Annotated in this window: 26 protein-coding genes; 24 read left to right on the top strand and 2 right to left on the bottom strand. The window is 66.6% G+C overall.

Annotated features, from left to right (window positions below):
• Positions 1 to 99: 99 nt before the first annotated feature.
• Positions 100 to 1,428 carry a site-specific integrase gene (locus tag BOX37_RS28895; protein WP_240505092.1) on the bottom strand — a complete coding sequence of 443 codons (1,329 nt, stop codon included), beginning with the start codon at positions 1,426 to 1,428 and terminating at the stop codon, positions 100 to 102.
• Positions 1,429 to 2,164: 736 nt separating this feature from the next.
• Positions 2,165 to 2,917, bottom strand: coding sequence for a helix-turn-helix domain-containing protein (locus BOX37_RS28890; RefSeq protein WP_071930374.1), 753 nt, complete (start codon positions 2,915 to 2,917; stop codon positions 2,165 to 2,167).
• A gap of 806 nt (positions 2,918 to 3,723) precedes the next feature.
• Here BOX37_RS28890 and BOX37_RS28885 point away from each other — a divergent pair.
• The 24 genes from BOX37_RS28885 to BOX37_RS28770 all read left to right on the top strand — a co-directional run bounded on the left by BOX37_RS28885 (position 3,724) and on the right by BOX37_RS28770 (position 26,696).
• Entirely contained in the window at positions 3,724 to 4,518 is a 795-nt protein-coding gene (locus tag BOX37_RS28885; RefSeq protein WP_156910616.1) for a hypothetical protein, read from the top strand.
• A complete protein-coding gene (locus tag BOX37_RS28880; RefSeq protein ID WP_084760311.1) occupies positions 4,515 to 5,747 on the top strand; it encodes a cutinase family protein in 1,233 nt (410 codons plus the stop codon). The genes BOX37_RS28885 and BOX37_RS28880 overlap by 4 nt, the downstream gene beginning before the upstream one ends.
• Complete coding sequence (locus tag BOX37_RS28875; protein ID WP_071930372.1) at positions 5,744 to 6,865, top strand: lipase family protein; 1,122 nt, start codon at positions 5,744 to 5,746, stop codon at positions 6,863 to 6,865. The genes BOX37_RS28880 and BOX37_RS28875 overlap by 4 nt, the downstream gene beginning before the upstream one ends.
• 77 nt (positions 6,866 to 6,942) lie before the next feature.
• Positions 6,943 to 8,496, top strand: a complete 1,554-nt coding sequence (locus BOX37_RS28870; protein WP_084760308.1) for a cutinase family protein — start codon at positions 6,943 to 6,945, stop codon at positions 8,494 to 8,496.
• 437 nt (positions 8,497 to 8,933) lie between these two features.
• Positions 8,934 to 9,284 (top strand): DUF8176 domain-containing protein, encoded by a 351-nt coding sequence (locus BOX37_RS34455; RefSeq protein WP_156910615.1) that lies wholly within the window; start codon positions 8,934 to 8,936, stop codon positions 9,282 to 9,284.
• 236 nt (positions 9,285 to 9,520) lie between these two features.
• A complete protein-coding gene (locus BOX37_RS34450) occupies positions 9,521 to 9,934 on the top strand; it encodes a hypothetical protein (RefSeq protein WP_156910614.1) in 414 nt (137 codons plus the stop codon).
• A gap of 2 nt (positions 9,935 to 9,936) precedes the next feature.
• Positions 9,937 to 10,233: a hypothetical protein gene (locus tag BOX37_RS28855; RefSeq protein ID WP_062990422.1), complete on the top strand. Its 297-nt coding sequence runs from the start codon at positions 9,937 to 9,939 to the stop codon at positions 10,231 to 10,233.
• An 88-nt stretch (positions 10,234 to 10,321) separates the two neighbouring features.
• Positions 10,322 to 11,101 (top strand): alpha/beta fold hydrolase, encoded by a 780-nt coding sequence (locus BOX37_RS28850; RefSeq protein WP_071930367.1) that lies wholly within the window; start codon positions 10,322 to 10,324, stop codon positions 11,099 to 11,101.
• Entirely contained in the window at positions 11,098 to 11,328 is a 231-nt protein-coding gene (locus BOX37_RS28845) for a hypothetical protein (protein WP_062990417.1), read from the top strand. Before BOX37_RS28850 ends, BOX37_RS28845 begins: the two co-directional genes overlap by 4 nt.
• 67 nt (positions 11,329 to 11,395) lie before the next feature.
• On the top strand, positions 11,396 to 11,989 hold the full coding sequence (locus BOX37_RS28840; RefSeq protein ID WP_156910613.1) for a DUF8175 domain-containg protein: 594 nt from the start codon (positions 11,396 to 11,398) through the stop codon (positions 11,987 to 11,989).
• A gap of 12 nt (positions 11,990 to 12,001) precedes the next feature.
• A complete protein-coding gene (locus BOX37_RS28835) occupies positions 12,002 to 12,799 on the top strand; it encodes a DUF8175 domain-containg protein (RefSeq protein WP_071930364.1) in 798 nt (265 codons plus the stop codon).
• Positions 12,800 to 12,882: 83 nt separating this feature from the next.
• The gene (locus BOX37_RS28830; RefSeq protein WP_071930362.1) at positions 12,883 to 14,214 is read left to right on the top strand and encodes a TrbL/VirB6 family protein; all 1,332 of its coding nucleotides are present in this window, start codon (positions 12,883 to 12,885) and stop codon (positions 14,212 to 14,214) included.
• Positions 14,211 to 15,683: an SCO6880 family protein gene (locus BOX37_RS28825; RefSeq protein ID WP_071930360.1), complete on the top strand. Its 1,473-nt coding sequence runs from the start codon at positions 14,211 to 14,213 to the stop codon at positions 15,681 to 15,683. The genes BOX37_RS28830 and BOX37_RS28825 overlap by 4 nt, the downstream gene beginning before the upstream one ends.
• A 146-nt stretch (positions 15,684 to 15,829) precedes the next feature.
• Positions 15,830 to 17,410 (top strand): hypothetical protein, encoded by a 1,581-nt coding sequence (locus BOX37_RS28820; protein WP_240505091.1) that lies wholly within the window; start codon positions 15,830 to 15,832, stop codon positions 17,408 to 17,410.
• A gap of 115 nt (positions 17,411 to 17,525) precedes the next feature.
• On the top strand, positions 17,526 to 19,145 hold the full coding sequence (locus BOX37_RS28815) for a M23 family metallopeptidase (protein WP_167660009.1): 1,620 nt from the start codon (positions 17,526 to 17,528) through the stop codon (positions 19,143 to 19,145).
• Positions 19,146 to 19,179: 34 nt separating this feature from the next.
• A complete protein-coding gene (locus BOX37_RS28810) occupies positions 19,180 to 19,716 on the top strand; it encodes a hypothetical protein (RefSeq protein WP_156910612.1) in 537 nt (178 codons plus the stop codon).
• Positions 19,709 to 20,623, top strand: coding sequence for a hypothetical protein (locus BOX37_RS28805; RefSeq protein WP_071930356.1), 915 nt, complete (start codon positions 19,709 to 19,711; stop codon positions 20,621 to 20,623). Before BOX37_RS28810 ends, BOX37_RS28805 begins: the two co-directional genes overlap by 8 nt.
• 26 nt (positions 20,624 to 20,649) lie before the next feature.
• Entirely contained in the window at positions 20,650 to 21,306 is a 657-nt protein-coding gene (locus BOX37_RS28800) for a hypothetical protein (protein ID WP_156910611.1), read from the top strand.
• Between the two features lie 173 nt (positions 21,307 to 21,479).
• Positions 21,480 to 21,839: a hypothetical protein gene (locus BOX37_RS28795; RefSeq protein WP_156910610.1), complete on the top strand. Its 360-nt coding sequence runs from the start codon at positions 21,480 to 21,482 to the stop codon at positions 21,837 to 21,839.
• Between the two features lie 227 nt (positions 21,840 to 22,066).
• Positions 22,067 to 22,861: a hypothetical protein gene (locus tag BOX37_RS28790; protein ID WP_156910609.1), complete on the top strand. Its 795-nt coding sequence runs from the start codon at positions 22,067 to 22,069 to the stop codon at positions 22,859 to 22,861.
• 1 nt (position 22,862) lies between these two features.
• Positions 22,863 to 23,732 (top strand): hypothetical protein, encoded by an 870-nt coding sequence (locus BOX37_RS28785; RefSeq protein ID WP_071930352.1) that lies wholly within the window; start codon positions 22,863 to 22,865, stop codon positions 23,730 to 23,732.
• Positions 23,733 to 23,812: 80 nt separating this feature from the next.
• Positions 23,813 to 24,754 (top strand): hypothetical protein, encoded by a 942-nt coding sequence (locus BOX37_RS28780; protein ID WP_071930351.1) that lies wholly within the window; start codon positions 23,813 to 23,815, stop codon positions 24,752 to 24,754.
• Between the two features lie 107 nt (positions 24,755 to 24,861).
• Positions 24,862 to 25,740 carry a hypothetical protein gene (locus tag BOX37_RS28775; protein ID WP_071930350.1) on the top strand — a complete coding sequence of 293 codons (879 nt, stop codon included), beginning with the start codon at positions 24,862 to 24,864 and terminating at the stop codon, positions 25,738 to 25,740.
• The gene (locus BOX37_RS28770) at positions 25,740 to 26,696 is read left to right on the top strand and encodes a hypothetical protein (protein ID WP_071930349.1); all 957 of its coding nucleotides are present in this window, start codon (positions 25,740 to 25,742) and stop codon (positions 26,694 to 26,696) included. The genes BOX37_RS28775 and BOX37_RS28770 overlap by 1 nt, the downstream gene beginning before the upstream one ends.
• Positions 26,697 to 26,727 lie beyond the last annotated feature (31 nt).

Here is a 26,727-nt window from a genome sequence, read left to right as displayed (position 1 = left end):
ATCATGGCCGGGACCAAGCCCTACCACCAGTCTCAAGTAACCCGCATATGGTGCGGTGAAGCCGGCCACCGATGTGCGATCTCGATACCGGAAGGGCATTCAGTCCGGCTGACCGGTCAGCGCGTTATCGACGACATCGGCGGCGACCTTGTGCGGTCGACCTCGCTCCAAGTAGTACTTCTGGGCTGTGGATACGTCGGCCTGGCGGAGGACGTCGGCGGTGATGCGGGCCGACAAGCCGGCGTCGTCGAGGAGCGTGGCCATGGCGTGACGGAAGCTGTGCGCGGTGATGTTATCGGCGATGCCGAGTGCCTCGCGGACACGCTGCCATGCGTGTCCGACGTTCTGTGGGTCGCGCAAGGTCCACACCGCGGACGGGAAAACTAGATCCAGTTCGGCGGTTCCTGGTCGTGGAGGCGATACCAGTCGGCGTGCCGACAGGGCGTCCTTGCGCAGCCTGAGTACTTCCACGGCGAACTCGGGCAGTGCCGTGGTGCCGGTTCGGTTTTTCGGATCTTCCTCTCTGGTATCGCGGACAAGCCCTTTACCCGGAACTCGGACAACCTTGCCCGTGAGGCACAGTGTCTGCGCCTCCAGATCGATATCGGACCAGAGCATTCCCAACATCTGGGATCGACGTACTCCAGTGGCGGCGTAGACGGTGATGATGTCGACGAGGTCAGCGCCTTCGCAGAATTCGGCGACGGTGGGCGGGGTATAGGACTTGACCGGTGTGCCACGCTGACGCTCGGCTTTCGAGAGTTTGCGTGGGCACGGCAGCTGAGAGGTTCGCACGGTGTCGAGGATGAAACGGAGTTGGTCGATCGACAGGCCGCCCGCGCCACCGGTGCGGCCTTTTGGAGCGATGTTTCGGGCCAGCTTCGCCTCGCGGACCGGGTTGGTCTGCAACGGTGTCCGGCGGACGGCGAACCCGAACATTCCCGAGAGCACGGTCCGGCCCGTCCGCATCAGCGCGGGGCCTCTGGCATGGCCGATACTGGTCAGGAAGGCCTCCACTACAGAGGTGGAGACTTCGAACAGTCGCCGACCACCGAATGCGGGTTTCATCATCTTGGCGACGTCTTCGTACTTGTCGAGCGTGCTCTGGACTCGGCCCAGCGAGATGAGATGATCGCGATAGTGGTCCCACAGCTCCAGCACGGTTATCGAATCGGACAGTGCTTCATCGAGATCGGCACGGATGTCGACAGCGGCGCGCAGCACGGCGTCGAGGGCACGTTGGCCGGTGCGGTCGGGGACCGCACGGCCTTGAGCGCTGAGTTTGAGGGGGGAGACGCGGGTAACCTCGCGTCGGGTGCCTGAGGTGTCGCGGACGTAAACCCGTGCACTCCAGTGACCAGGGGAAATTTCGGTGAGCATGGGTTTGCCGGGGACGCCGAGAGGCCGCGCGGGCCTACCGCGCGTCATCGTTGTTCTCCTGTGTTTGGTCGTCCAGGTCCGCCAAGGCGGTTTCGAGTGCGTCGATGTCCCACCGGAATTCTTTTCCGACTCGGATGGGTTTGGGTAGCCAGGTGTGCTTGCCTGGTTGGCGGGCCCACCGGCGCAGCACTTCGGGATGGATGCCGATATGAGCCGCTGCGGATCGGGTGTTGACCCACCGGCGAAGCGGCGGTGGAGGCGGGGTTACGGGTTCATCGCTCACCGGCGTGCCTCCGGTCGTGGTCGGCACGGATTTCCGTATGCGCTCTGTCGGGCGCCGCGCACTAGAGGCGGGCCGAAATTGCCGAGAAGCGGACCTGCCTTCGCGCGAGGTCGGCGACGAAGGCGGCGTGAGAAATCGTGTGAATATGGCCCGGCAGAGGTCGGGTCATAGCAAGGGCCAGACTCACTTCGGGCATTGCGAGGCCACCGGCGATCGGCGATGGTGGCGTGCGATGACGCCGCCGGAGAATGGTCACGCCCACAGGGCGGGGCGGGTGTCGAGTGAAATTTCATCGGGCATCATTTCTGCCCGATCAATGGCTCTTCCAACTACAAGGAAACACGACTTTCGCGGAGTTCGCCACCAATTTCTTGCCGACACCCCGAAATTGCTGAACATTAACTGTCCGTATTCGGGTCAGGCCGACCTGTGAAGGTTCACAAAGACCCGACCGGCGCGAAAGGGTCTGTCACCGCTGCGCCGGCCGGGAGTTTTTGGTGATCAGTCGAGTTCGTGCCCGCAAGCGGACTCTGGTGTGGCGGTGATCAGTCGAATGTGCTGGGCAACGATGCTGTCGGCCAGCGACAACTGGTAGGAGACTCCGCTGTGGTTGGTGCCGTGTGCGTGCAACAAGCGCCTCGCGTCGCGGCCCCGGGTGACGTTCACACTCGCTGCCCACAGTCGTTGAGCTTCACTGTTGGGGGCCAGCGCGGCTACGAGCTCTTTTGCCTGCACCGAAGTCCGGTGCCTGCCGAGCGCGGATTTCATCATCGCGACCGCCCAGGACCGTTCGCCGTCGGGATCGACGAGGACGGTCTCGGCGTGCTCGCTGAACATCCACACCGGTGCCGATCCAACGTCATCGATGCCGGTCAGTGCATCGGCGAACAAGTCGTTGCGCGACAACACATTCCACATCGGGTCAATGTATGCGGCCAAGATGCCTCGGGCCTGGAAGCGCTCGAGATTGACTGCCAATGCGGTCTCGGCTTGGACGTAGGTACGCAGGTAGTGGGTCGGGGCCAGTGGGATATCGGGGATGGCGAGATCGTGCAGGTGCGCGGCCATCGCCTGGTCGGATCGGTAGCCGAGAATGATTCCTTCGAGAGTGCTCAGCGACGGCTCGCGCTCGCCGCGTTCGATGCGCCCTAGGTGGACCGCGCTGAACCCGACCACATCTGCCGCCTCGTCACGAGTAAGACCCAGATCTTCGCGGATCCACCGGCACGTCGTGCCGAGATCCGGAATGGACACATCGGGTCGGGTCGGATCGCGTCGACGCCGTCGCCGCGTCCGATCCGACCGCCGAGAAATATCGTCCTTTTTCATGGTCTCCCCCCCGGGAGTTAGTGGTGTAAGTCACAGGCTGAGATGTTTGAGGTGAGATTTGCCTGCTGGTGATGAGAACCTGTCTACCAGACAGGTTTTCATGCGGCAAGTTTGCCGACGGCTTCGGAATTGCGTACGGCGGCGTTCGCCAAATATGTGGTGTCAGTGGAGGTTTCGATGGTGCCGAGACGCGTTCGGGCGTCCAAGTAACCACGGTGTTAATGAACCCATTTCGGTCCTGTAGATGCCCCGCCGGCGTGGGTCTTCTTAACTGATCATTTTAGATATATCCAAACTGGATCAGTTAACGCTCTAGCGGCCCAGTCGGTTTCATGGCTTGGATGGAAAGCGAAAGTAATTCCCTCCAAGAAAGGAAATCCTGTGGATCCGATCGTGATCGTGAGCTACATCAACGCCGGGCTGTCGCTGCTGGCCAACGGGGCTGCCCTGGCCAACCAGGTCCTCTACCTGGCGCTGACCTTCCTCTGACGTTCTCGCCGTACGGCACCGCCGCGCCAGGTCGAACACCGGCCGGCGGTGCCGGGCAGACAACGATCTGAAACTCGCGCCGCGCGCCGATCCAATCCCGCTGCGGCACAAACCCTCTGCTTCACCCTTCGACTAGAAAGGGTCCACCGGTCATGCCCAAAAACACTCCGACCGCACGCACAACAGTCGCTCGCGGGCGATATCGAATCCCCGGTATTCGTCGAGCCAGCACCCTGCTGTTGGTGGCCGCGGTGCCGGTAGCTGTCGCGGTAGGCAACGCCGCTGCGGCCAGCGCCAACGGCCCGGTTTCCACCGTCGCAGACCAGGGTGGCGTCACCAGCCCACCCCAACCCGGTACCGAAACACCCACGCCGCCACCAGCTCCCGAACCTGAGCCCGAACCGGCGCCGCCGGTGTACTACGAACAGCCCGCCGAGGTGCGCAACGGGCCTTCTAGGCCCGCTCCGAGCGTGGCCGAACCAGTCGAGCCGGTACGAATCGAAGAGCTCCACCTGCCCGAGCCTGTCGAACCGGTCGCGCCGATCGCGCCGCCGGAGAACGCGATCCGGATCGGGGAGTGGCAGACACCGAGCCCGGAATGGTTGCCGGTGGAGGTTCGCGACACCATCAACAACACCGCCGCAGGCGCTGAGGCACAGGTCGCGACAGCGCTGGACTCGGTCGGTATCCCGGCGGGGCGTTCCGATCGCGTCAGCGGTGCGGTCCTGGGCGGTGCCGGATTGGGTGGTGCGGCCGGAGCTGCCGTGCTGGGCGTCCCAGCGGCGGCGGTGGGCGCGACGGTGGGTGGGCTGGTCGGCGGCACGGTCGGCGGGATCGCCGGTGCCGCACTAGGAATCGTGATCCCCGTTCCGATCATCGGACAGGCCACCAGCGGAGTCGCGGGCACCGCCCTCGGCGCTGCGGCCGGCGCCGCGGCAGGTGCCGCGATCCTCGGCGTACCGGCCGGTGCTGTCGGCGCGGCGGTCGGCGGAACGATCGGCGCCGGGTTCGGCGCGGGCGTCGGAGTCGGTCAATGACCACGAGTGCCGCAGGTGGTGGCGCCGCTGTCGTCGTCGCGGTGGTGGGAGCGGCGGTACTCACCGCTTTCTCACCTGCGGCTCCTGCGGTCGGGGTGCCGATCACTGGGTGCCCGGCCTTGTTCATCCTCGGTGTGCAGGGCACCGGCCAGTCGTCGCCGACCGCAGATCCGCTCGCCGATACGGGTGTGGTCGGTTCTCTGATCGGGCCGGTGGTGGGTGCGGTGCCTGCTCTCGTGCAACGCGCCTATATCGGCTACGACGCTGGTTTCGGCGGCATCGTCCCCGGTGGCGGCTCTGACCCGTATGTGGCCTCGGTGTCGGGCGCTCGGGCCAATCTCGACTCCGCCGCCCGCCACGTCGTGCACGTGTGCCCGGACACGATGCTCGCCGGGATCGGCTACAGCCAAGGCGCACAAGCGATGGCGAGCTTCGCACGCGACGTCGGCGCCGGCAACGGGCCCGTCCCGGCGGAGCGCGTCGCGGGGATCGCGTTGTATGCCAACCCGGATCGTGGCGAGCTCGAGCCGGTCTTTCCTGGGCGGCCGGGCCAGACCGTGCCCGACCCCGCACCCGGCACTTCGGGAGCTGCGGTCTCGACCGTGCAGGTCCTCACGGCCCCCGCGGGAGGTGCGGGCATCGCCACCACCGACGACGGATACGGCGCACTCGTCGGTCGGGTCGCCGACATCTGCAGCGACGGCGACCTCGCCTGCTCCGCCCCAGGTCAAGCCGCACTCCTGCGTTTGGGTGCGCAGATCTTCGCCCAAGCGGACCTGACCAACCCCCTCGCAGCGCTGAACACGCTCGGTGCGGCGCTCTCGGAGGCGCTCGGCGAAGCCTGGAACACTGTGATCGTCAACGACTTTCAGGTCGGCGCGGGCAGTATCGACTATGCGCCACAGGCCGATTTGGGGCAGCGGCTGGTCGATGCCGGTGACCCCCGCACATCCGTCACGGATCCCGTTGCGGCAGCAGCGCGATGGAACGAGATCACCGCGACGGTCATGGCGAATCCGCTGGCGCTGTTGCCGAGATTGCTCGCCCAGCTCGGGGGCGCGTGGGGCCAGCTCGCAGCCGAGAACGCCGAGCTGGTCAACCCCACAACGTGGCTGCGGTTCGCCGACACGGTCGGGCGCCACAACGGCTATGCCCTGACCGGGCAGTTGAACTCAGGCATCGCCTGGATGATCGCCCTCGCCCACGACATCGCGGGAACTCGCTCATGACCAGCACCGGAGCGGATGCGTTCCGCGCGAACACCGCGATCGGGCCCGGCACCCCGGGCAAGATCCTGCGCACCCGCGAGGTCATGGTGCCCCACATCGCCGGTCTGCGGCGGGCATGGCAGGTGATCTACACGACCAAAACCAGCTCTGGCATCCCGGTCACCGCCTCAGGCATCGTGCTCGAGCCTGCACCGCCGACCGGTGGTGCGGTGATGAAACCCCCGCTGGTGGTGTACTGCCCAACCTTTCACGGCCTCGGTGGTCGGTGCGCGCCCTCTCAGCTGCTGGTCGAGGGCAACGAACCCGACACGAGCAGTATCGCCGCCGCGCTCGTGCAGGGATGGACGGTCGCGGTGCCCGACGGGATCGGACTGGGCATCCACGGCGCCGGACCCCACCATTTCCTGGCAAAGCAGGCGGGTGCACATGCGGTGCTGGACCTGGCTCGCGCTGTCGGGTCCCAGCCTGCCGACGGGACTATCGAGGGTCCGGTAGCGGTCTGGGGCTACGCCGATGGCGGCCGGGTTGCCGCCGCTGCCGCAGAGTTTCAGCCCGCCTACGCTCCCGAACTCGATCTTCGGGCAGTCGCGGCCGGTGCGGTAATCCGCGATCCCGGCGCGTTGATCAACAGCCTCGACGGCGGACCATGGTCGGGCCTGGCGTTCGCGGGCATGGTCGGACTGGGCCGGGCTTACGCGCACCTTCCGGTCGATCACCTACTGACCGACCTCGGTGTGCGCGCGGTCCGCGCAGCTTCCGAGCTCGACCTGGCGACGTTGCTGGTGGAGTTTCTGCATCCCCTCGCGACATGGTGTGAGCGCCCCGACCCCTGGAACGACCCGGTCTGGAACTACGTCCTCACCCACGAAACCCTGGGCACCTTTACACCGTTGGTGCCGATCCACCTGTACCACGGGCTGCTCGACGGGCTGGTCCCGATCCAGTCCGGACGCGAACTGTTCGCCGAGTACACCTCCCGCGATGTCGCGGTGTCCTGGTCGGAATTCGACGTCACCCACCTCGGCGCAGCCGACCTCGGAGTCCCCGACGTGTTGACCACCTTCCGCGCGGGATTCGCCCGACCGCCACGCCATCAAGGCCCCAACCCGACCAACTGACGCGCCTGCCCGCGCCACCCCCTCCGGCGCGGGCAGGCCGAGCCCACTCGCTCGACACCGAAAGGAAGCCGAATCCGATGAACCACAACACAACTCAGCGCAGAGCCTGCGCGATCGCGGCCGCATGGCTGACAGTGACGGTCATCGGCGCGACACCAGCCCTGGCCGAGCCCACCACCAGCCCACCTCGCCCGTCGACGACAGCGGGCAATCCTGCAACCTCCGCCTGTCCTGCCTTGTACGTGCTCGGCGTGCAGAACGGTGAGGAAGGCGCCGCCACCACCGTCGACACCGGCGATACGGGGGTGCTGGGCCAGGCCTTCGGACGGTTGGCCACCAAATTGGGCGCGGCGATCGAGCGGTCCTACATCGTCTTCGGCGCTGAGGTGAACACGGCGAACTACCCGGCAGCGGTGACCGCAGCGGCCGATCAGATCGAGCAACGCGCCGGCGAAATGATCGACCAGTGCCCATCGACCCAGATCGCGGTCGCCGGCTACGCCCAAGGCGCCGCTGCGGCAGCAGTGTTCGCCGAAAAGTCCGGGGCGGCCATGTCACGAGTGCCTGCAGAGAAGGTCGCAGGGATCGCGTTGCTGGCCAACCCTTCCCGACGAGCAGCGACCGGCGCCCTGCCGGGCACCGACAACGCGGAAGCCCCTTCCGCTGCATCCGGCACGGACGGAACCGCGGTGTCGAAGATCACGCTGACCAACATCGGATTGTCCGGGGCAGGGATCGCCGCCAGCACTACACCGACCAGCTACGGCTCGCTGGTCGGCCGTGTAGCTGATCTGTGTGTGGCCGGTGATGCGACCTGCGATGTCCAGTCGGGCAGCCCGCTGCTGACCGCTGTTACCAACATCGCCGGGCAGGCCGAAGGCAAGGACCCGGTTGCCGCGATCGCCACCGTCGCCCAAGCGCTGGCCTCCACCGCCTTCACCACCGCGGTCGGCGTCGTCAACGACGACATCATCGGCACCAGCCTGGACCAGCTCTCCTACGCCCCGAACCAAACCCTGGGCCAGCGCGTCGCGGCGGCGTCCTCACCGACTGCCACCACAACCACCGAATCCGACGCCCTGTCAGCGCTGTTCAAGATCGGCACGATCGGCTTCAACGCCGTGGTGTCGGTGGCGCAGAAGGTCTTCACCGCCACGACCATCGCCGAACTCGCCGCTGTCGGTCTGTCCAACCCTGCCGCCGCGGTCGCGGTGCTCGGCACGAAAGTCGCTGAGGCCGTGGTGGATCTGGTGCCACCCCAGTCGATCAGTACCTGGGTCAACGACGCGTTCGAGGCGATCACCTCCACGATCACCGACCCCCAAGACCTGTACACGACCTCAGCGACCGCCCAATACAGCAACTCCACCGGACGACGCAGCAGCTACAGCACCGTCTCGGTGACAACCAGCGGAGACACCCCACTGGCCGCGACCACCGCGTGGTTCACCGCGATCGCCCACGACCTTGCCGCCCAGACGACGTCATCGACGAAGCAACCGACGCCCTCGACCAGCGTGACGCCTTCGACTCATCCACATCCAGCACCCTCGCCCACCACAGCGAAAAACCCTGCCACGCAGACCAACTCGGTATCAGTCACCACAAGTCCGCCGGTGGCGCACCCCTAGACCCCTTCGGAGCACGACCAGAGTTACTGGGCTTTCCCCCGCCTGATCAGTGGCTCTTCCAGCGGCGTGCTCCGAAGGGCCCGACCACAACCCAGCTGATCGAGGAGGTGAACAACATGCCCACCGACGACCTGAGCCGCCATCATGGTGCCGCTTGGCTACACAACCCCAACAGCCCAGAATCACATTCAGACGAGCCCCAGCGGGTCGACCAACACGTCGACAGCCAACCCGGACAGCACAACCGCGGGCGGGCGCAGCGTTCACGAATCGTCGCGATCAGCGCCGCTGTCTTGACCGTTGTTTCCGGATCGGCAGCGGCCCTCGCGGTGAGCATGTCAGGCGGGAGCGGTGACCGGGCCGACACCTCCGCGACAACCTCGGCCCCGCTGACAGCTTCTTCCGCCGTGGTTGTCACAGAGCGGGCCTGCGCAGGCGTGACCGCTCAGATCGTGACGGCCGGTGCCGGTGATACCGCGACCGTCGCGGGCGTGATCGCGGCGTTCGAACACGCCTACTACGTGACCCGCAGTGCTGAACAAGTGCTGCGGTTGACGAGTCCGCAGGCCGGGCTCGCACACGAACCGCTGGCCGCCGCGATCACCGCGCTGCCGCTCGGCACCACCCACTGTGTCGGTATCACCTCGATCGCGCAGAACACCGCCGAGGTCCACCTGGTGGAACTTCATCCCGATGGGCGTCGGTTCGACTACCTGCAGGTGATCAACGTATCCGGCGTTGCCCCAGCCGGGTTGGTCATCACCAACATCCAGAAGCGAGGCAGCTGATGCATGCCTTGACCTTCCGCCAGCACCCCCTCGCCGGGATCGGCGGTCGCCGTCTGGATCCGGCCACGGTGAGCCCTCCAGATCGCGTCGCTAGCATCCGCACCGAGCCCCTGCCGACGACCCGAGCGCATCCACCGGTGGTCGCGATTGTCGGCGCCCACGGCGGAGCCGGCACCTCGACGCTCGCTCGGTGGTGGGCGCCAGCGGCGGACTGTGGGCAGGCCTGGCCTGGGTCGGTGCAGACGACGCAGCGGGTCGTCGTGGCGGCGCGGCTGTGTCTGCCGGGGCTGGTCGCGTGTGCAGATCGACTACGCGAGTGGCATGTCGGTACCGCTCCTGACGGTGTCGAGATCGTCGGTGTCGTGCTCAGTGCCGCCCGCCCGGGGCGAGTCCCGGCCTCGGTACGCCGTTATCGCGCCGTGGTGGAGGACCTGGTCGAACACGTGTGGGACATCGGTTGGCACGACGAGCTCATCGAACGCGAACTGGCCGAGCTCGCCGAGTTCACCCCGTTCGACCCCGTCCCGCGACGGCGCGCACGCCTGACCCAGGCAGTGCCCCTCGATGTTCATCACGTCGGCAGCGAGCTCATCGACGCCCTCGCGCGGGCAGCGAAAAACCTTATCGACCAACAGGATTCGGAGAGATAACCATGTCCGTTCTATCCGTGGTGGGTGACAGCGTGTCTGTGCTGGCCCAAGAGATCAAGGTAAACCCCACTATCCCGCCGGGCGGAGACAAACTGACCAATCTGGTGGGCTACTTGTCGTGGCTGGTCATCTTGGCCGGGGTCGCAGCCCTGATCTATGCCGGTGGCAAGTTCGGCTGGGAGCGCTGGCACGGCGGCGCGGTCGAATCCCCCAAGATCGTGTTCGCGGCCATGGTCGGCGGCATCATCGCCACCTCCGCCGGCGCCATCATGAACGCCGCCGTCACCGGAGGCTCCTGACATGCAGGCACCTCAGCCCAGCCACGAAACCCACGACAGCGCAATACACTCGCGTGCCGTAACCATCACCGCGGCTGATGGCACAGCGTTGACGGCCACTCGTTTCGGGGAAGCGGACGTCACCCTGACCGTCGTCTACCTGCCCGGACCACTGGCCAGCGCAGCGCATTTCTCACCCATGATCACGGTGGTCGACAGACACTTCAGCGCAGACACCGCGCAATTGGTCTACGACCAGCGTGGCCACGGCAACGACCTACCGCTTGCTCCGGGCCGGGCGGGGATGGCCCAACTGGTCGAGGACCTGAACACGGTGATCTCCCACGCGGGAAGCCACGTCGTGTTGGTGGTGCATTCCCTGGCAACGATCGTGGCGCAGGAATGGCTCTACCACCACCGACGCGACCAGACCCGCCGCGTCGCTGCGATCGTCGCGATCGGACCGGTCACCGAACTACCCGATCACGATGGGGCACTGACCACGCACCCGACAGGGGTAGCCCGCCAAGCAGGTGCCCGTCTCATCCACGACCTTTCCACGGCGCTGGGTGAGCGGGGCCTTCACACCGAGGCCGAGATCGAGTCCGCCCGCCACACACTGCGCGCGTATCGGCGATGCGGGGCCGATCTGGCAGTGGTCGAAGACCTCTTGCGCGCAACACCGACCTGGATCGTGGCCGGACGAGCGGACCCGGTGGCGGACTACGAGCGCGTCAAGGAACTCGCCGAGACGGTGTGGGCCGAAATGAGCAGCTTGCGCGCCGGAGGCCATGACCTTGCCCGCACCTTTCCCTGGCTGCCCGCCGCCGCGGTGTCATCCGCGATCCGCGCGGCCCACGACGCCGACCGGTTCGGGGGCGGCTGGTGATCGCCGAACCGCTGCCCGCGCAGGTGCTGGCACCGCTGACACAGCTGGTGAATTGGCTGGCCTGGTTCGTGCTGCTGCTGTGCGTAGCTCGCGCGACCTTCGTCGGCGGCCAACTCGCCCTCCGGATCTACCGCGAAGAAGCGATCGAAGGCTTCATCGGCTCCCTCGCTGCCGCCGCACTCCTCGGCTCAGCCAGCGCCCTGGCCATCGCCATCCTCCCTACATGAAACACAGGACATCCCTATGCCACAAAAGCTTTCGATACGCGGCCGTCGGACGATCACCGTGTGGATCGTGCTTGCCATAGCGACCATCGCCGCCACGGGCTGTGGTGACACCGACTCCGGCGAGGACCAGCGCGTCCCAGCCTCCACCGACGTTACGCAGCTGATCCCCAAAGGCCTGAGCTGGCGAACCTACCAGGGCATCGACCTACCTGTCGCAGCGCAAGGCCCCCGCCTGATCGAGGGTGCGATCGCCTCGGACTTCGACCGGTCTCCGGTCGGTGCCGCACTGGCCGCGATCCACGCGACCGTGCGGATGTCGGTCGCACCGGACGGCCAATGGGCCTCGGTCGGGCAAAGCATGATCGCCCCCGGCCGAGGCCGCGACACCTGGGCGACAGCTCGCGCCCAGATCTCGATCACCACCCCCGCCACCGACATGGCGCCGCGCATCCTCGGCTACCTCGTCCGGGCCTACACCGACACCGAAGCACAGGTTCAGACCTACTCCACCTATCCGGACCGCTCGATCACCCGCAACACCGCCACCGTCATCTGGGCCACCGACGGGTGGCGACTGCGACTGCCCGACGCCGTGACCGAAAGCCCGGTCACCGCAGTGGATTCGGTGCCCAACGACATCGTCGCCCTGCCGAAACCGTGAGGACTAGTTCTGATGCGTTCGACTCGAACCCTGCTCATTTTGCTCAGCATCATCGCCGCTGTGGTGATCGTCGTGTTCGTCCTAACCGTCACCAGTGGCGACCAAGCCGACACCGCCCAACCCCCCGCACACAGCGGACAACCTACGACGACCGTCACGCCACCGACGACACCGGCAGCTGTGCGCCCGCCAACGGTCGACATGTTCGGCAACCGTCTCGAAGTCCCGGCTGAAGAATCCGGTACGGCGTTGCCGCAAACCGCCCAGGATCGGACCGAGCCGACGCGATCGGATTTCCTGACCGCGGCACCGGCTCGATTGCAGTGGCAGCGGATCTGGGACGGCGCGGCAGTGCCGGTCTCGGGCAGCGACGGCCCTGCACGCATCGACGCCGGTGTGGCAGCGGGGTTCGCCCGCACGCCGCAAGGTGCTGCGTTGGCGGCGATGGACGCGATTGGGCGGGTTTACACCGCGCCGGACCCGATCTGGCGAAAGGTAGTTCGGGACCGCTTTTACGGCGGCGGCGATACGTTGATCGACCAGTTCGCCCGCTCTCGCACCAGCGACCCGAACATGGCACGCTACGTCACCGTCCCCGAAGGGGTACGGGTCCAGCCGGGCTACCGCGAGGACCTGGCCGTGGTTCAGCTCGCGGTCCGTTCTACGAGTGGTTACGCGATCGCGACCTGGCCCATGGTCTGGGTCGAGGGCGATTGGCGCATCCGCGTCCCCGACGACCCCGCAAGTCTCTGGCGCCCCGCCACCCCCACCTTGTCAACGGCGGGATTCGGGAAATGGGATCAGCGATGACCAGGGTTCTCGCTTTGCCTACGCCGACAGGAGGGGGTGTCCGCGCTGAGCTTCCCGATATTGCGTGTGTAGCACTACCCGGAGTGAAGGAGGTATGTCAGCTCGGCAGCGCCGCTGTAAACGCAGCGGGCGATTCGGTAATCGACAGCATTGTCGCCGATCTCGTCGAGAGTCTCGTTTCTGCGCTGCGGATGGTAATGGCGTGGTGGACGACGTTTCCGTCGCCGGAGCTAACCACCTCCCAGGGACAGCCCGCCCCGGTACTCGCCCAGATCCGCGAGTACACCAGCGGTCTACAAGTGGTGCTGCTGACAGCCGGGATCATATTCGCGGCCGCGCGGCTGGCTTTAGCCAAGCGTGGTGCCGCAGCGGGGGAAGCTCAGGAGAGCTTCCTGATGTTGGCGCGAGCGACGTTCGGCGCAATGACCTTCGGCGTGTTGATCACCGTCGCGACGACGGCTGGCGACGAATTCGCAGACTGGGTCGTCTTCGACGCCGCTCGCGGTGACCTCGATACCGCTGTCGGGCGCATCGCCGATCAACGGATCACGGTCAACCTCGGCCCCGGAATCCTGCTCGTTCTCACCGTGCTCGGCTTGATCAGTATGTTGGTTCAGCTCGTCATGCTGGTCGTTCGACAAGCCCTGCTGGTTGTGGTTGTTGCGGTGATTCCGATGGCGGCAGCGGCGTCGGGGACCGGGCCCGGTTCGCAAGCCTACAAGCGGTTGGTGGCGTGGTCGCTGGCGTTCGTGCTGTGGAAGCCGGTGGGGGCGTTGGTCTATGCGATCGCGTTCACGGTCACCGGTAGTGGCGACGAGCCAGATCCCCAGATGATCTTGCTGGGAGTGATCTTGATGGTGATGAGCGTGATCGTGCTCCCTGCGCTGATCCGCTTGATCGCACCGGCAGTGGCCACGCTCGGTGGCGGAGGCGGAGCGGCATCAGCGTTGGCCGGCGCTGGCGCCGGCATCGCGATGTCGGCTGTCGGCAGCGGCGGATCGCAGGCCAGAAAGATGTCCGAGGCTGAAAATTCTGGTTCATCGGCCGGATCATCGAGCCGGGCAGGTTCAACGCCGTCTGGGCCGAGTGGTGCTGGTGGGGCGCGGCCGATGGCAGCGAGTTCGGGAACGACGTCTGGTGGGACAGGCTCCGCGCCAGGTGGCGGCGGATCTATGTCAGCAGGTGCGGTGGGGGGTGGCGCGCGCGCTGGTGGGGCTTCTGCAGCGGGTGCCGGTGGTTCGAGTGGTGCGGCCGCTGCGGGTGCGATGGGGGCAGGCCCTGCGGGTGCGGCGATGTTGGGCGCCCAACTCACCGTCGGCGCATTGCAAGGTATCTCGGCGGCAGCTCAAAGCTCGATTCCGGAGTCGTCGCCGATGGATCCGGATGCGCTCGGTCCCGGGGAGGTCCGGCGATGAGCACACGGATGTATGGGCGCTGGGAACAGCCTCGCTCGGCCGGTTTCTTCGGTCTGACGTGGGGGGTTTCGCTCCTCGGGCTCGGCTTGGTCATCACGGTGATGGTGTCGTTCATGATCACCCGTTCCCTGGAATTCGCCGGGGCCGTCCTGCTCGGTGCGGCGGTGGTGTTCGTGCCGCTGGCGGTGACGCGCAACGGGCGCACCGGGTGGGAACTGTTGCTGCTTCGGGTCCAGTTCGCCCGCGCTCGTTCTCGCGGCGAGCTGACCTACCGGTCCGGGCGGTTCTCCCGGCTACCAGGGCTGGCGAAATTGCCTGGGCTGTTGGCTGATTCACGCCTGACCGAGTACGAGACCCCGGGTGGGAAGCGGTTCGCGATGCTGCATATCCGGCGTAGCGATCACTACACGGTGATCGTGCGGGTGATCCCGCGCGGTAAGGAACTCGTCGACCAGGCCCAAATCGATTCCTGGGTCGATGGATTCGGCCAATTCCTGGCTTCGCAGAGCCGTGGCGGAGAAGTCGTCGCGGTGACCGCGGTGCTGGACAACACCGTCGAGACCCGGTTGAAGCAAACCCGGGAAGTCACCCGGCTGATCCGCCCGAACGCCCCTGACTTCGCCACAGCGGTGATGAAGGAAGCCGCCGCCGACAGCGGCGGGGTCGGGGTGCGGATCGAGGCTCGTATCGCGATCACCTACCGGGCGATCGGCAAAGGCCGCATCCGCCGTGACCAGGCGGAGCAGGCCCGCGAGATCGGGCAACGACTGCAATCGGTGCTGTCTCAGCTCGCCCGCGCCGGCTTGCCCGCCACGCCCCTGCACGCGTGGGAGGTGCTCGGGTTGGTCCGGAGCCGATTCGATCTCGCTTCCCAACGTGACGTCGAAGCTGCAGGAGCTCAGATCGTTCAGTCGCAGTCGTGGGACTCGGTCGGCCCGCTCGCCCACCACGATCGCTGGGATCACTACGTCCACGACGGCGCCCGCTCGATCACCTGGGAAATGGATGGTGCACCCCGCGGGGCGGTGATGGAAACCGTCCTCGAAGAGCTGTTGCGTCCGCGCCCGGACCTGCCTCGCAAACGGGTCGCGATCGTCTACCGCTTGCATTCAGCTGCGGAAGCGACGTCGTTGGTGGATTCGGACTTCCGCGACGCTGTTGCCGCCGAGCAGACCGAGCGGGGGATTTCGTCGGCGGCGGCGCGGATCCGGGTCGGTAATACCTCGGCCGCGCGGGAGGAGCAAGCGCGCGGGGCTGGGTTGACCCGGTTCGGGGTGTTGGTGACGGTGACCGATCACCTCGACGCTGACCTGCCCGGAATCGAGGCCTCGGTCAAAGGAATGGCGGCGGCGTCGCGTTTGACGGTGCGCCGCTGCTACGGCTACCAGGCCGCCGGATTCGCTGCCTCGCTCGGGATCGGGTTGATCTTGCCCGAACACGCCTCCATTTCCGAGCGGGTCTCGGGATGAACCGGTACCCGGGAGGTTCCCCTCGTCGAGACAAGCCCGCGAAGACCGAACTCTTCGAGGGCATCAGTGTCCTGAGCAGCGCCCGCCGCGCTGAAGTCGAGATGACAGCCGTGCGCAGCGGAGGCCTGCGGGGATGGCGGGCACGCATGATGCTCTCCAGCGACGATCACAGACGCGCGACCGCGTCACGGCGCCGCGACGGCACCGCCGGTGACGGGTTCGATCTGATCGCACCGGTGTTGACCGACCGGGGCTACGCCGGCGCGGGCGGTGGCCGGGCGTCGGTGGTGCCACGCACACCGGAGTGGCGTGCGACGACGGTGCAGGTGGCTGGGTTGTGGCCGTTCTGCGTCGGGGCGAGCGCCCCGACCGCGGGTGTGCCGGTGGGCAGTCACTACATCACCGGCGCCCCGGTGCATTTCGATCCCATGTCGTGGTTTCTGCGCGGGTTCATCACCGCGCCGATCGCGTTCGTGCTGGCACTGAACGGCTTCGGCAAGTCCTCGCTGATCCGACGCATCGTCGCGGGTGCTGTCGCGGCGGGGGAGACCGTGCTGTGCATGGGCGACACCAAAGGCGAATACCGCGACCTGGTCGAGCGCCTCGGTGGGCAGGTCGTCGACGTCGGCTACGGTCACGGAACCATCAACCCCCTCGATGTCGGCGCCCTGGGCGCTGTCATCGCCGAGCTGTCCGATGCTGATCAGCGTCGCCAGGTTGTGGCGCGGGTCGAAGCTGGGCAGATCAACATCGTTGCCGGGCTGATCGAGTTGGTGCGCGGCGCTCGGGTCGCAGACTACGAGGAAGTCCTGCTCGCCGCTGGTTTACGGGAGCTCTACAGCCCAACCGGTGGTTTCACCCACCAGAAGCCGCCATTGCTGGAGAACCTGCTCGCAGTGATCTCGGCAGGAGGCGAGCGGCTGCGCGCGTTCGCCGAAGAAGACGACGACATCTCCTACCGCGCCGCGACGAAAACGCTGCGCCGGTCGATGCGCGCCCTGGTCGAAGGCCCGTTCGGAGCGATCTTCAACGGACCCACCTCGACCCGGTTGGATCTGTCGAGTCCCGCGATCTGCATCGACATCTCCCGCATCCCCGAAGGCGACACCAAACTGCTGGCAGCCGTGCTGATGACGTGCTGGTCGGACGGGTTCGGTGCGGTCGCCGCCGCTCACGCCCTCGCCGACGCGGGCCTGGCCCCGGCACGGACGTTCGAGGTCGTGATGGACGAGATCTGGCGTGTGCTCGGCGTCGGTGAATTCATGGTCGACCGCGTCGACGCGCTGACCCGACTCAACCGGCCCTTGGCCACCGGGCTGATCATGTGTTCCCACACCATCAAAGACCTCGCCGCCTTCGATTCGCCAGCCGCCCAAGCGAAAGCGCTCGGGTTCTTCGAACGCGCCCGCGCGAAGATCATCGGCCCGGTCGGTCCCGAAGAAGCCAACCGCATCGCCGCGGTGGCCGGGATGACCGACACCGAGAAATTGTTGGTCACCTCCTGGGCGGCGCCGCGCCCACCCAGCGACGACGACCTCGATGCCACCCGACGTGAAATACCGCCGGGCACAGGGTGTTACCTGCTCAAGACCGGTGAAGCCGACGAGCCCGGCATTCCGTTTCGGATGGTGTTCACCCCCACCGAACGCGACTCCGATATCCACAACACCAACCGCCGCTTCGACAACCTCGGCCACACCTCCGGTGGGTCGGTGAATCCGCGATGAGCACCGTGCAACCCGGTCGTCAGCGAAACCACACCTCGAGCTCTCACACCCGCGAGATTCGCCCTCACTCGGTGGTGTCGCGATGAGTAGTGCTGCTCGGGCGACGGTCGCGGTCGTGGGCGCGACCCTGATGCTGCTTGGACTGCTGCTCTTCGCGGGCGTTGCCGAAAAGGGGGGCTGCGCGCCGTCGGCGATGCCGAGCGGTGCGTCGTCGGCGACCGGCGACGCGAGGACGATGCCGATGGCCGAGGGCAGCTACACCCTGACCTCGGGCTTCGGGATGCGTTGGGGCACAAGGCATCAGGGCCAGGATTTCGCCGCCGCGCCCAAGACTGCCATCTACGCGGTCGCCGACGGACTCGTCGTGCGGGTGGGAGCTGCCAGCGGGTTCGGGATCTGGGTGGTCATCGACCACAACATCGACGGCGAAACCGTGTCCTCGGTCTACGGGCACATGTTCGCCGACGACGTCCGCGTCGAACAAGGCCAGAACGTGCGTATCGGTCAACTGATCGCCGGGGTCGGCTACAACGGCGAAACCGTCCCGGCAGGCCCAGATGGAGCGCACTTGCATCTCGAAATCTGGACCCAAGGAGGGCGATTCGGCGGCGGCACGGCCATCGACCCGATGCCGTGGCTGCTCCAAGGAAATGTGGACCAGTCCACCAGTGTCGCGACATCGAGCGCGGTGTCGCCGCCGACGACATCAGTCAGCGATGCTCCCGTAGCTGGCGCCGGTACGGCGGCGGGCGCCGAGCTGCCCGAAATGCCTGCATCTATCGGCTTAGAGCGTGGGTTGCAGGTTGACTCGATCCGTTTGGCGCGCACGATCGTTCAACGGTTTCCTCAGGTGCAGAAGATCTATGGGCAGCGTGAGGATGATCGGCCCGATCATCCCAGCGGCCGGGCGATCGACATCATGATCCCTGACCCGACTTCCGGGGACGGTAAAGCCCTCGGTGACCAGATCGCCGACTTCGTTCTCACCAACTCCATTGCGCTGCGGATCGACTATTTGATCTGGCGCCAGACCTACCGTGCGGCCAGCGGCGAGTCCAACCTGATGGAAGACCGGGGCGGGGCCACCGCCAACCATATGGACCATGTCCACGTGACCACCCTGGGCGGGGGATACCCAGACGGCTCACCGATCGGGTCCGCCGCGACGAACCCACCCGGCACCAGCACAGCATCGAAGTGCGGACCCAGTGCCGGGGAAGCTGATCTCGCGCCGAACACCGTCCCGACCGACTTGGATCCGTGGTATCGGCTGGGTGGCACCGTATGCCCGCAAATCAGCGCGTCGCTGCTGGCTGCCCAGGGCAAAAAAGAATCCGGTTTTCAGCGCGGGTTGACCTCGTCGGCCGGTGCGCAAGGTCTGGCGCAGTTTCTGCCCGGCACCGCGGCGGCTCTCGCCTCCGATGGGCAGCCGTATGTGATCGACGCCGACGGTAATGGTGTCGCGTCGGTGTGGGAAGACGGCGACGCGATCATCGGCCAGGCCCGCTATCTGTGCGACATCGCCGACCACGTCGATACCTGGATCGAGCAGGGCAAGGTCGTGGCTCCCAACGGTGCTGTGGAGCTCTATCTCGCCGGCTACAACGCCGGCGAACACGCGGTGCTGCGGTCGGGCGGATTCCCCACGGGCTCATCGGATTACGAAGTTCAGACCCGCCCGTATGTGGCCAACATTCTCGCGATGGCCACCCAGATGTCGACGACGATGAGCTGAGGACACCATGGTGAACCGTCTACCCCTCTGGGCTGTGACCCTCGGTGTCGCGACAGTCCTGATCGTGGTCGCCACGGTGCTGGTGGTCGGCGCGCAGGACAGCGCACCTGTGCCCGGTACGCACACACCGGGTACCGCCCACGTGGAGGGCCCGGATCCAGCGGCTGCCGACGCCGTGACCGTCACCCAGATGGGTTTGGCGGCCATGTTCTCCTGGCAACCGCGCACCGATCCCGGCCCGGGCACCGGGTTGACCCGCGCCGCACCGTGGGTGACCGGCGAACTGGCTGCCGCAGCGAACAGTGGTCCGGCGAACGGATTGGCACCGCTGCCGGAATGGGCCCGATGGCGCGACAGCAACGACATCGTCACCGCCCTGGTCGACGCCGAGCAGACGAAAACCGACATCGCCGCGACGACGGTCACTGCCACGGTGACCCAGCATGTGCTGCACCGGGACGGCTCCACCACCCTCTACCGGCGGATGCAGGTCACCGCCACGGTGACAGAGACGTCGCAGGGGTGGCGGATGTCGAGCTACCGCATCAACTCGGTGACCGGCCATGGCTGACACCACCCAACCACTCGAGCCCGCCAGCCCGGCGCTGGCCGCGTCGCCGGACAACAACCCCGGCAAGACACCTCCGATGCTCGTGCATCGACGGATGGCGGCGGCGATCCAGAACGTCACCGTCGATCTGATGCTGCTCGCTCGTGAACCACACAGCCGCATTCAGACCTTGCGGGATCTCTCGATCGCTGGGCGGATCCTCCACGAACAGGCCGCGGCGATCGGGGTGCCCGCCAACTGGATCGACTATGCACGCCAAGCTGGTCAGGAAGGTCGAAAAGCGACCGGGACCTCCTCGTTGCCTCCTCGCCGTCCGGTCTCGCGGTCGCTGTTGATCGCCCAGCTACACCACCAGGCCGACACACTGTGGACCCTGGCCGCAGTGGGCCCGGTCCGCCGCGACCACGGCCAGGTGAGCGCACCAGCAGCGCAGAAGCTGGATCAGCATCTGCGGTTGCAGTGGTTGCGAGTGGCGATGGTCGCCACCGCCATCAACCTCACCGAAGCCGAAACCCGTGGCTGGTGGGCCACCGATCCGACCCACTGGCACTCACGCCAAACCCAGATCCAGCAACAGTCGCCACCCGATCAGGGGCGCCAATGGCGTGAGCTCACCCACTTTACGAGCGTGCGTGAAGCACGGGTCCGGGTCGCGGCGATGCGCATGGTCGGCATCGACCTCACAGCCAGTTCCCCACATCAACTACCGCCTGCCCCGCACCTGCTCGCGGCAACCGCCGAGAACGCCTGGCACACCGCATCTCTGGAATCCGAAGGCGGGGCACGCATCGACGCCGCAATCGCCGCGACCGGTGTCGACGACGTTCACGGCCTCGCCGATAGCGACACCCATGACCTGCCACCCCCGACCAGGTCAGCGCAACTGCACGCCGAACCAGATTTCTGACCCCGTACGTGTCTCGAGGAGAACCCATGACAACCCAACCCACCACCTCGAAAGCTCCGTCGCCCCCGACCACACCCGAGGACATGGTCCGCGACCGGTTGACCGACTTGTGGACCTTTGCGACTACGGAGGAGTTCGACAGCCTCGCCACCGAGTACGGCTTCACGACCGAAGAAATGTCGCAGCGCTACGTGATGGCGTTGTTGGAAGTCGCAGGTATCGATTACGAGGGTCTGCGACAGACCGAAATCCTCTGGGCAAGTTCAGGTGCCAACCTTGTGCGCAGGGCGGCGACGGGCCCGAAGCTGACGGTGTGGTCGGCGGCGACGATGGAGGCGTTCACCGTCTGCGCCGCGTCCGGTCGCATGATCTGGCACGAAAGCTTCGGCGCCGCAATGGTCGATGGGGTCGACGCGGCGACGGTGTCGGCGGAGAAGGCGATCGAGCTGTCCGCTCACGCTGTGCGTGAGTGGGGTGCCGAAGCCGGTGTCTTGCGGTTGAACCTGGCCCGCAGTCGCGGTCTGGATTTCGATCGGCTGCGCCGCATCGCCGCCACCGAGGGCTTGGTCCTCGATATCGCGACTGTCGCGGTCCGCAACCCGGCCGCCGAACAATGCACCTGGCCCGATCAGGTCGTCTGGCGGACGGTCGACCTGCACGAGCTGTGGGAGAGCGCGTCATGAAACCCGCTCTGTTCGCGACCACGGTTGTCGTCGGACTGGCTGCACCGACGGCAGTGAGTGGGTGCTCGACCGCGGATGCGCCGGTAGTCGAACCGATCTGCAGCGCGCAGGCTTTCCCGCCACCACACTCCGAGGTTTGGCCCTGCTCGGCATCGGATGTTCTGCGGGCCGCGGTGAGCACGTTGTATCAACTGGATCCGGTGGTCGGGCTGGATGCGCGGTCGATGTTCGAGGCGGCGCGACCGCTGATGCGGGCCGCGTACTCGACCGACACTCGTGTGGGGGCCTCGCTGTGGTCGCCGATCACTGTCGCCGTGTGGCAGGACTGGGTTGAGCACCACGTGCCGTTGCGGACCGAGGTTCGTCTTACCGGTGACGATCATCCGCCTGATACGGCGACCTCGTCGAGCCGGGTCCTGTCGGTCACCCTGACTCCGGCCGATCGGACACCGATCGTGTTCTTGGTGTCCGCGAGATCGACTCGTCCAGGCTCCGAACGGGCATGGCTGCTCGCCGAAATGCAGGTTTTGTGATGAGTGGGGATCCGGTCGAAGAGGGTGGCCAAGCGGTCCGTCAAGGATTCCTGCAGGCGCTACAGACCGCCCACACCACCAACGCACTGTTCCGCAGCAGAGGCGGGGAATCGCGCTCACGCGCCGAATCCGAGCAGCGATCCGCGATCGAAGCGGCCAAGAACCAACGGTCGTGGATCGAGCACCAGGCCAGGCTCGGCAACCTGGGGACAGAGCAAGCGCTGAGCATGGCCAAGATCGACGAGGTCCGCGCGCGCATCGCCAACGCAGCACAGATCACCGAGGTCGATCTCCGCCACAAAGAAGGCCAAATCACCAGGGCTGAAACAGATCTCGCACGACGCGAACAAGATGGTGCGCTCTCCCGAACACAGAGCAAGGAACTCCATACCGAACGTATCGCCGGCTACACCAACCGCGAAGCCCGCGACGTTGAGCTGCACAAACTCGACGTCGAGCTCAAAAAACTGATGATCGAGATTCGCCGCCGTGCCGCGGGATTCACCGACACCTTGCACCACTCCGATGCACGAACCGGCGCAGGCCAGGCAGCGGCGGCCCAGTTCGCCGCCGCAGATGCCACCCGCGACCTCTCCGTGGACGCCGAAGCCGCGGCCCGAGCCTACGAAGAACGGTTCGTCGACGACACCGGGATCGAACCCGACGACTTCTTCTCCGATAACGGGGCCGATCTATCCGGTAGCGGGTCTCGAGGCTTCGGTGACATGGACGGGCTGGCCGCGGATCTGACGATCAACGCGCACCTGAACGACGAATTCAACCACCTCGCTGACCATCTCGATGACACCGCTGACCCGACTGCGCAAACCATCCTCGACGCGGAGATCGTCGAAGCCGGTGAATGGATCGAGGCCGCCGTATCGGCCGCAGCGGTCCACGACATCGACCCCACCGCCCCCGACCCTGACCTGACCAGCGGGGGAGCGGAACCTTCGCCTACTCGCGCCACGGGCAAGGAAATCGAGGTATGGGGCGATCCCGGTATGGGACGGGGCCGGTGAGATGTTCGATCCGAACCCGATCCAGGCCAAGCTGCTCAAGGCCGTGCAGAACCTGGCCAGCGATAACCAGCACCTGATCGACCAATCCCGCACCGGAGTCAACCCGCATCTGTCGCCGACGGCGCTGGCTCATCTCGATATCGGGCGCCGCACCCGGGAAAACCTGGAACAGATCGCGACCGCGGTCGGGGTGCCGAAATCGGTGATCGACTACACCCGCGCCTCCGGTGAACGCGGACACCGCTGGCAACCCGGCCAGCCCCTGCTGAGCACCGAAGCGATCGACCGCGACGCCCTGCTTCGCGGGCACCTGCGAGCTGTCGCGCAACTACAGACGATGGCCGGGGTGGGGGCGGCGTTCTCCCAGCAGGGAACTCTGCCGCGCGAGGGATTCGCCGCGTTCCGGCGGGTGATGGGTTTGCACTGGCAACGCGTCGGTGCCGTCGGCCACGCCCTAGGCCTGACCACTGTCGAACAACAACACGCCTGGCAACCCACCGACAGCCCGTGGACCGACCACGTCGCCCGAACGATGGCAACGCTGGACCGGACAGCGCTGATGACGCAGTGGCGGGCCGTCGTCGAGACCAACTTCGCCACGGTGTCGATGCCGGTGATGGTGCTCCAAGCCGCCGGAATCACGCCCGACGACATCACCCGTCAACTGCCCGTGCTGCCCGATCGGATGGTCGAGCTCGCCGCAGCCGCCCTCGAACCCGACCCAGCCACGGGCGGCATGGGTGGGGCTGGCATCGACGCCGCGATCGAGGCCACCGCCGCCGATTCCCAGACCGAATCCGAGCCCACCGATCACCGGCCTGCTTCGCACGCGGACCGATACCGCGGGCCCGACATGGGCCCGGAGCCGTGACAGATCGGATGCCACTGCCATCGCTCGTCACAGCCAGCCATCACAGAAAGTCCAGTGATTCAACAGGATTGGAGAAACCAGTGAGTCATCCGCTGTCCGGTGCCGAGGATCTGCCGTCGTGGCAGCTTCGGCTGCTCGAACGAATCCAGAACTCGAGCTATGAGCACTACCGCACGCTGTTTCACGGTTACCCGCAATACTCGACCGCCGCCAATGGCCCGAACATCCAGCTCGAAAACTGGCGGACCAACCTGCGAGCACTCGAAGCCGAGCGCTCCGAGATCGAACTCCACGCCCATGGACTCGACCTCCCGCAACGGATGATCGACTACGCCACCGAGACTGGAGCCAGGGGAGCCCGCTGGGGTGATACCCCCGAGAGCGCGCTCCTGCCGATGTCTCCGCCTGGGGCGAGCCCGACGCGGGTGCACCTGCTCGACCAGATCGCCGATGATGTGTGGCGCCTGGAACACTCGGCCCTGGTCCGCGCGGAGTACCTGCATCGCGTCCACACCGGTGGGTTGGCCGACAACGAACCGGGAGAACGCCAACTCCACGACAACATGGCCGCGCTGTGGCGCCGTGCCGCCGGCACCGCGGCGCTGATCGACCTCGACCACGGTGAGGCCCACCAGCTGTGGGGGCGTGGACCCGACTCCTGGCAGCAGTTGGCGGAGCTGACCGCAGCCTCCTACACCGATACCGAACTGCAGCAACGGTTTGCGGAAATGTCGTGGAAAGGTGTCGAAGCCGAGGTCTCGCGCGGCTTCGACAACCTGGCGACCAGTGCCTCTACCAATCTCGGACCGCCGACACCGTGGGAGGTCGCCGAGCGCGCCGAACAGGCGCTAGCCGCAGCCAGTTTCGCTGACGAGTCGGCCCCACGCCTGGGTCATGGCATCGGCACGGCGGTAGAAGCGACCAGCACCGGGCTCGGCACCGACTGGGAGCCCGACCCCGATCCACAACACCCGCCCGGACGCGGACCTGGTGTGGGCGTCGACCAGGGGGTGGGGTCATGACCAGCGGGCGCGATCTACACCAAACGCCTCTGCGGTGGAGCTCCTGGATGCACAGGATCCAGAACCTCGCCGCTGAGGTGAGCCGATCTCACGGATCGCCAACATCGGTGATCGCCGACATCGATGTCACTGATCCCCTACGACAGAGGTGGCAGGAGCAGATCGACCGGCCCCACGCCGCCCTCACCGCCGCCCAGGAGCAGGCACGGGCTGCAGGGGTGGATCCGACGTGGATCGAGGACGCGCGCACGGTGGGCTCGCACCAAGGCGCGGACCCGCAAACAGGTGCGGTGCGGCGGGTTCCCGTGCGCGAGTTGGATATCGAGCGGTTCTTCCTGGATCTACTAGATCTGGACCTGTGGCAGCTCGAGCGGATGGCAGCCCTCGACATGGCGCTCCCGGTCCGAGCTGCGGCTGGCCACGGAGTTATCACGGGCGACTCGGCGCGCGACTTAGCCGTGTTCGAGCACATGCACGTGCGTTTTTCGCGGGCCTCGTCCCTCGTGGCCGCCGTGCAGCTCACCCCGGAGGAAGGCGATCGGATGTGGGGCGCGGGCGCCGAACCCATGCGCCGAATGCACGCCGCAGCGATCGACCAGATGAGCGACGTGCAACTGCTCGGGCAGTGGCACGAGTATGCCGACGCCGACGCGAGACTGCGGATACCCCCTTATCGACGCCAGGACCCCGACACCGGAAAGTTCTTGGCAGGCAGCCTCACCGAGCCACCGTCGCCACGGCAGATGATCGCGCGCGCCGCCCTGATGCTCTTTTCCCGTGACTTTGAGGGCGCCGACCACCCCGGGGTGCCACAGTCTTCGGCCAGTGCCGCCGCTGCTCATCGGCTTCACGCCGCGGAGGCGATCGGCGCCGCCGTGGACGCGACCAACACCGACACGGGAGCCGTATGGGCGCCGGATCCAGGATCTGACCCCGATCCGGGCATCCCCGGCTATGCGCCGGGCCACGAGCCGGGAGTGTCGTGATGACCAGCGCACACGAACCCTCCATGAGTCAGCGCCACGGCGAGCTCCTGCGCCGGGTCCAGAATGTCGCTGCCCAGCTGCGCGAGGTGACCGACGCGGGACCGGGCATGTTCGACGACGGCGTCTCCGGAGACAGCCAGCTGGTCTGGCAGGAGCGACTCGAAACGCTCAGCGTCGAAGCCGAGCATGCCCAGTTCGAGGCAGTGCTGGAAGGTGTCGATCCGGGCTGGGTGGTCGATGCCCGCGAACTCGGCCAGCGCGGAGCGAGCTCACCCTCGAGCCACGTGGTGCGCCAGCATCCCGCACGGGCCAACGAAGCGCAGGAGTTCTACCTCGACATGCTCGAGGTCGACCTGTGGAATCTGGAACGCATGGCGAGCCTGGAAGCCGCACGGATCGACCGAATCACCACCGGGCGATGGACTCTCGACCGAGACCCGATCGCGGTGGCGCAGTTCGCCGACAACATGGCAGCCCTGCACACGCGCATCACCGTGCTCGCGGCCGCGGCGCAACTGACCCCGGCCGAAGGCGACAGTCTGTGGGGTTCGAGCGTGGAAGGGATCCGCCGCGTGCACGCGGTCACCTTCGCCGCCTACGACGAGCAAGCCCTGGCCCAGGAATGGAACGGCTATGCCCGCGCTGATCCGGCGTTGGCGGTGCCACCGTATGTTCCGCGAGATCCCGAAACCGGCGCGCCCACCGATCCCGCCGCGGTGGCGCCGCCGACGCCGCGCCAGATGCTCGCCGACGCGACGAGTGCGTTGCGGGTCCAGTTCGTCGACACCGCTATCCGTAACTCCGAATCAACCGATCTCGCGGCCGAGAGCACCGCGATCACCGCCGTGGTGGACGCGGCCCTGGGCGAGGACCGGGAGTGGACGTGGGAGCCCGACCACGACCCGGCAGCCGGGCGCGGCCGAGAGATCAGCCCCGACCGCGGACCAGAACTGTAAGGCCGCAACAACAATCTGTGTTTTGTCGGCG

Source organism: Nocardia mangyaensis, assembly GCF_001886715.1.
Classification (GTDB): Bacteria; Actinomycetota; Actinomycetes; order Mycobacteriales; family Mycobacteriaceae; genus Nocardia; species Nocardia mangyaensis.
The sequence above is the reverse complement of the archived record's forward strand: the minus strand, read 5'-3'. Positions and strand labels throughout refer to the sequence as shown.

Coding starts and splice junctions, on each gene's coding strand:
- BOX37_RS28805 (WP_071930356.1), top strand. CDS start 19,709: ATGGCTGACACCACCCAACCACTCGAGCCCGCCAGCCCGGCGCTGGCC.
- BOX37_RS28855 (WP_062990422.1), top strand. CDS start 9,937: ATGTCCGTTCTATCCGTGGTGGGTGACAGCGTGTCTGTGCTGGCCCAA.
- BOX37_RS28800 (WP_156910611.1), top strand. CDS start 20,650: ATGACAACCCAACCCACCACCTCGAAAGCTCCGTCGCCCCCGACCACA.
- BOX37_RS28870 (WP_084760308.1), top strand. CDS start 6,943: ATGAACCACAACACAACTCAGCGCAGAGCCTGCGCGATCGCGGCCGCA.
- BOX37_RS28875 (WP_071930372.1), top strand. CDS start 5,744: ATGACCAGCACCGGAGCGGATGCGTTCCGCGCGAACACCGCGATCGGG.
- BOX37_RS28880 (WP_084760311.1), top strand. CDS start 4,515: ATGACCACGAGTGCCGCAGGTGGTGGCGCCGCTGTCGTCGTCGCGGTG.
- BOX37_RS28785 (WP_071930352.1), top strand. CDS start 22,863: ATGTTCGATCCGAACCCGATCCAGGCCAAGCTGCTCAAGGCCGTGCAG.
- BOX37_RS28790 (WP_156910609.1), top strand. CDS start 22,067: ATGGCCAAGATCGACGAGGTCCGCGCGCGCATCGCCAACGCAGCACAG.
- BOX37_RS28835 (WP_071930364.1), top strand. CDS start 12,002: ATGCGTTCGACTCGAACCCTGCTCATTTTGCTCAGCATCATCGCCGCT.
- BOX37_RS28820 (WP_240505091.1), top strand. CDS start 15,830: ATGATGCTCTCCAGCGACGATCACAGACGCGCGACCGCGTCACGGCGC.
- BOX37_RS28770 (WP_071930349.1), top strand. CDS start 25,740: ATGACCAGCGCACACGAACCCTCCATGAGTCAGCGCCACGGCGAGCTC.
- BOX37_RS28895 (WP_240505092.1), bottom strand. CDS start 1,428: ATGACGCGCGGTAGGCCCGCGCGGCCTCTCGGCGTCCCCGGCAAACCC.
- BOX37_RS28825 (WP_071930360.1), top strand. CDS start 14,211: ATGAGCACACGGATGTATGGGCGCTGGGAACAGCCTCGCTCGGCCGGT.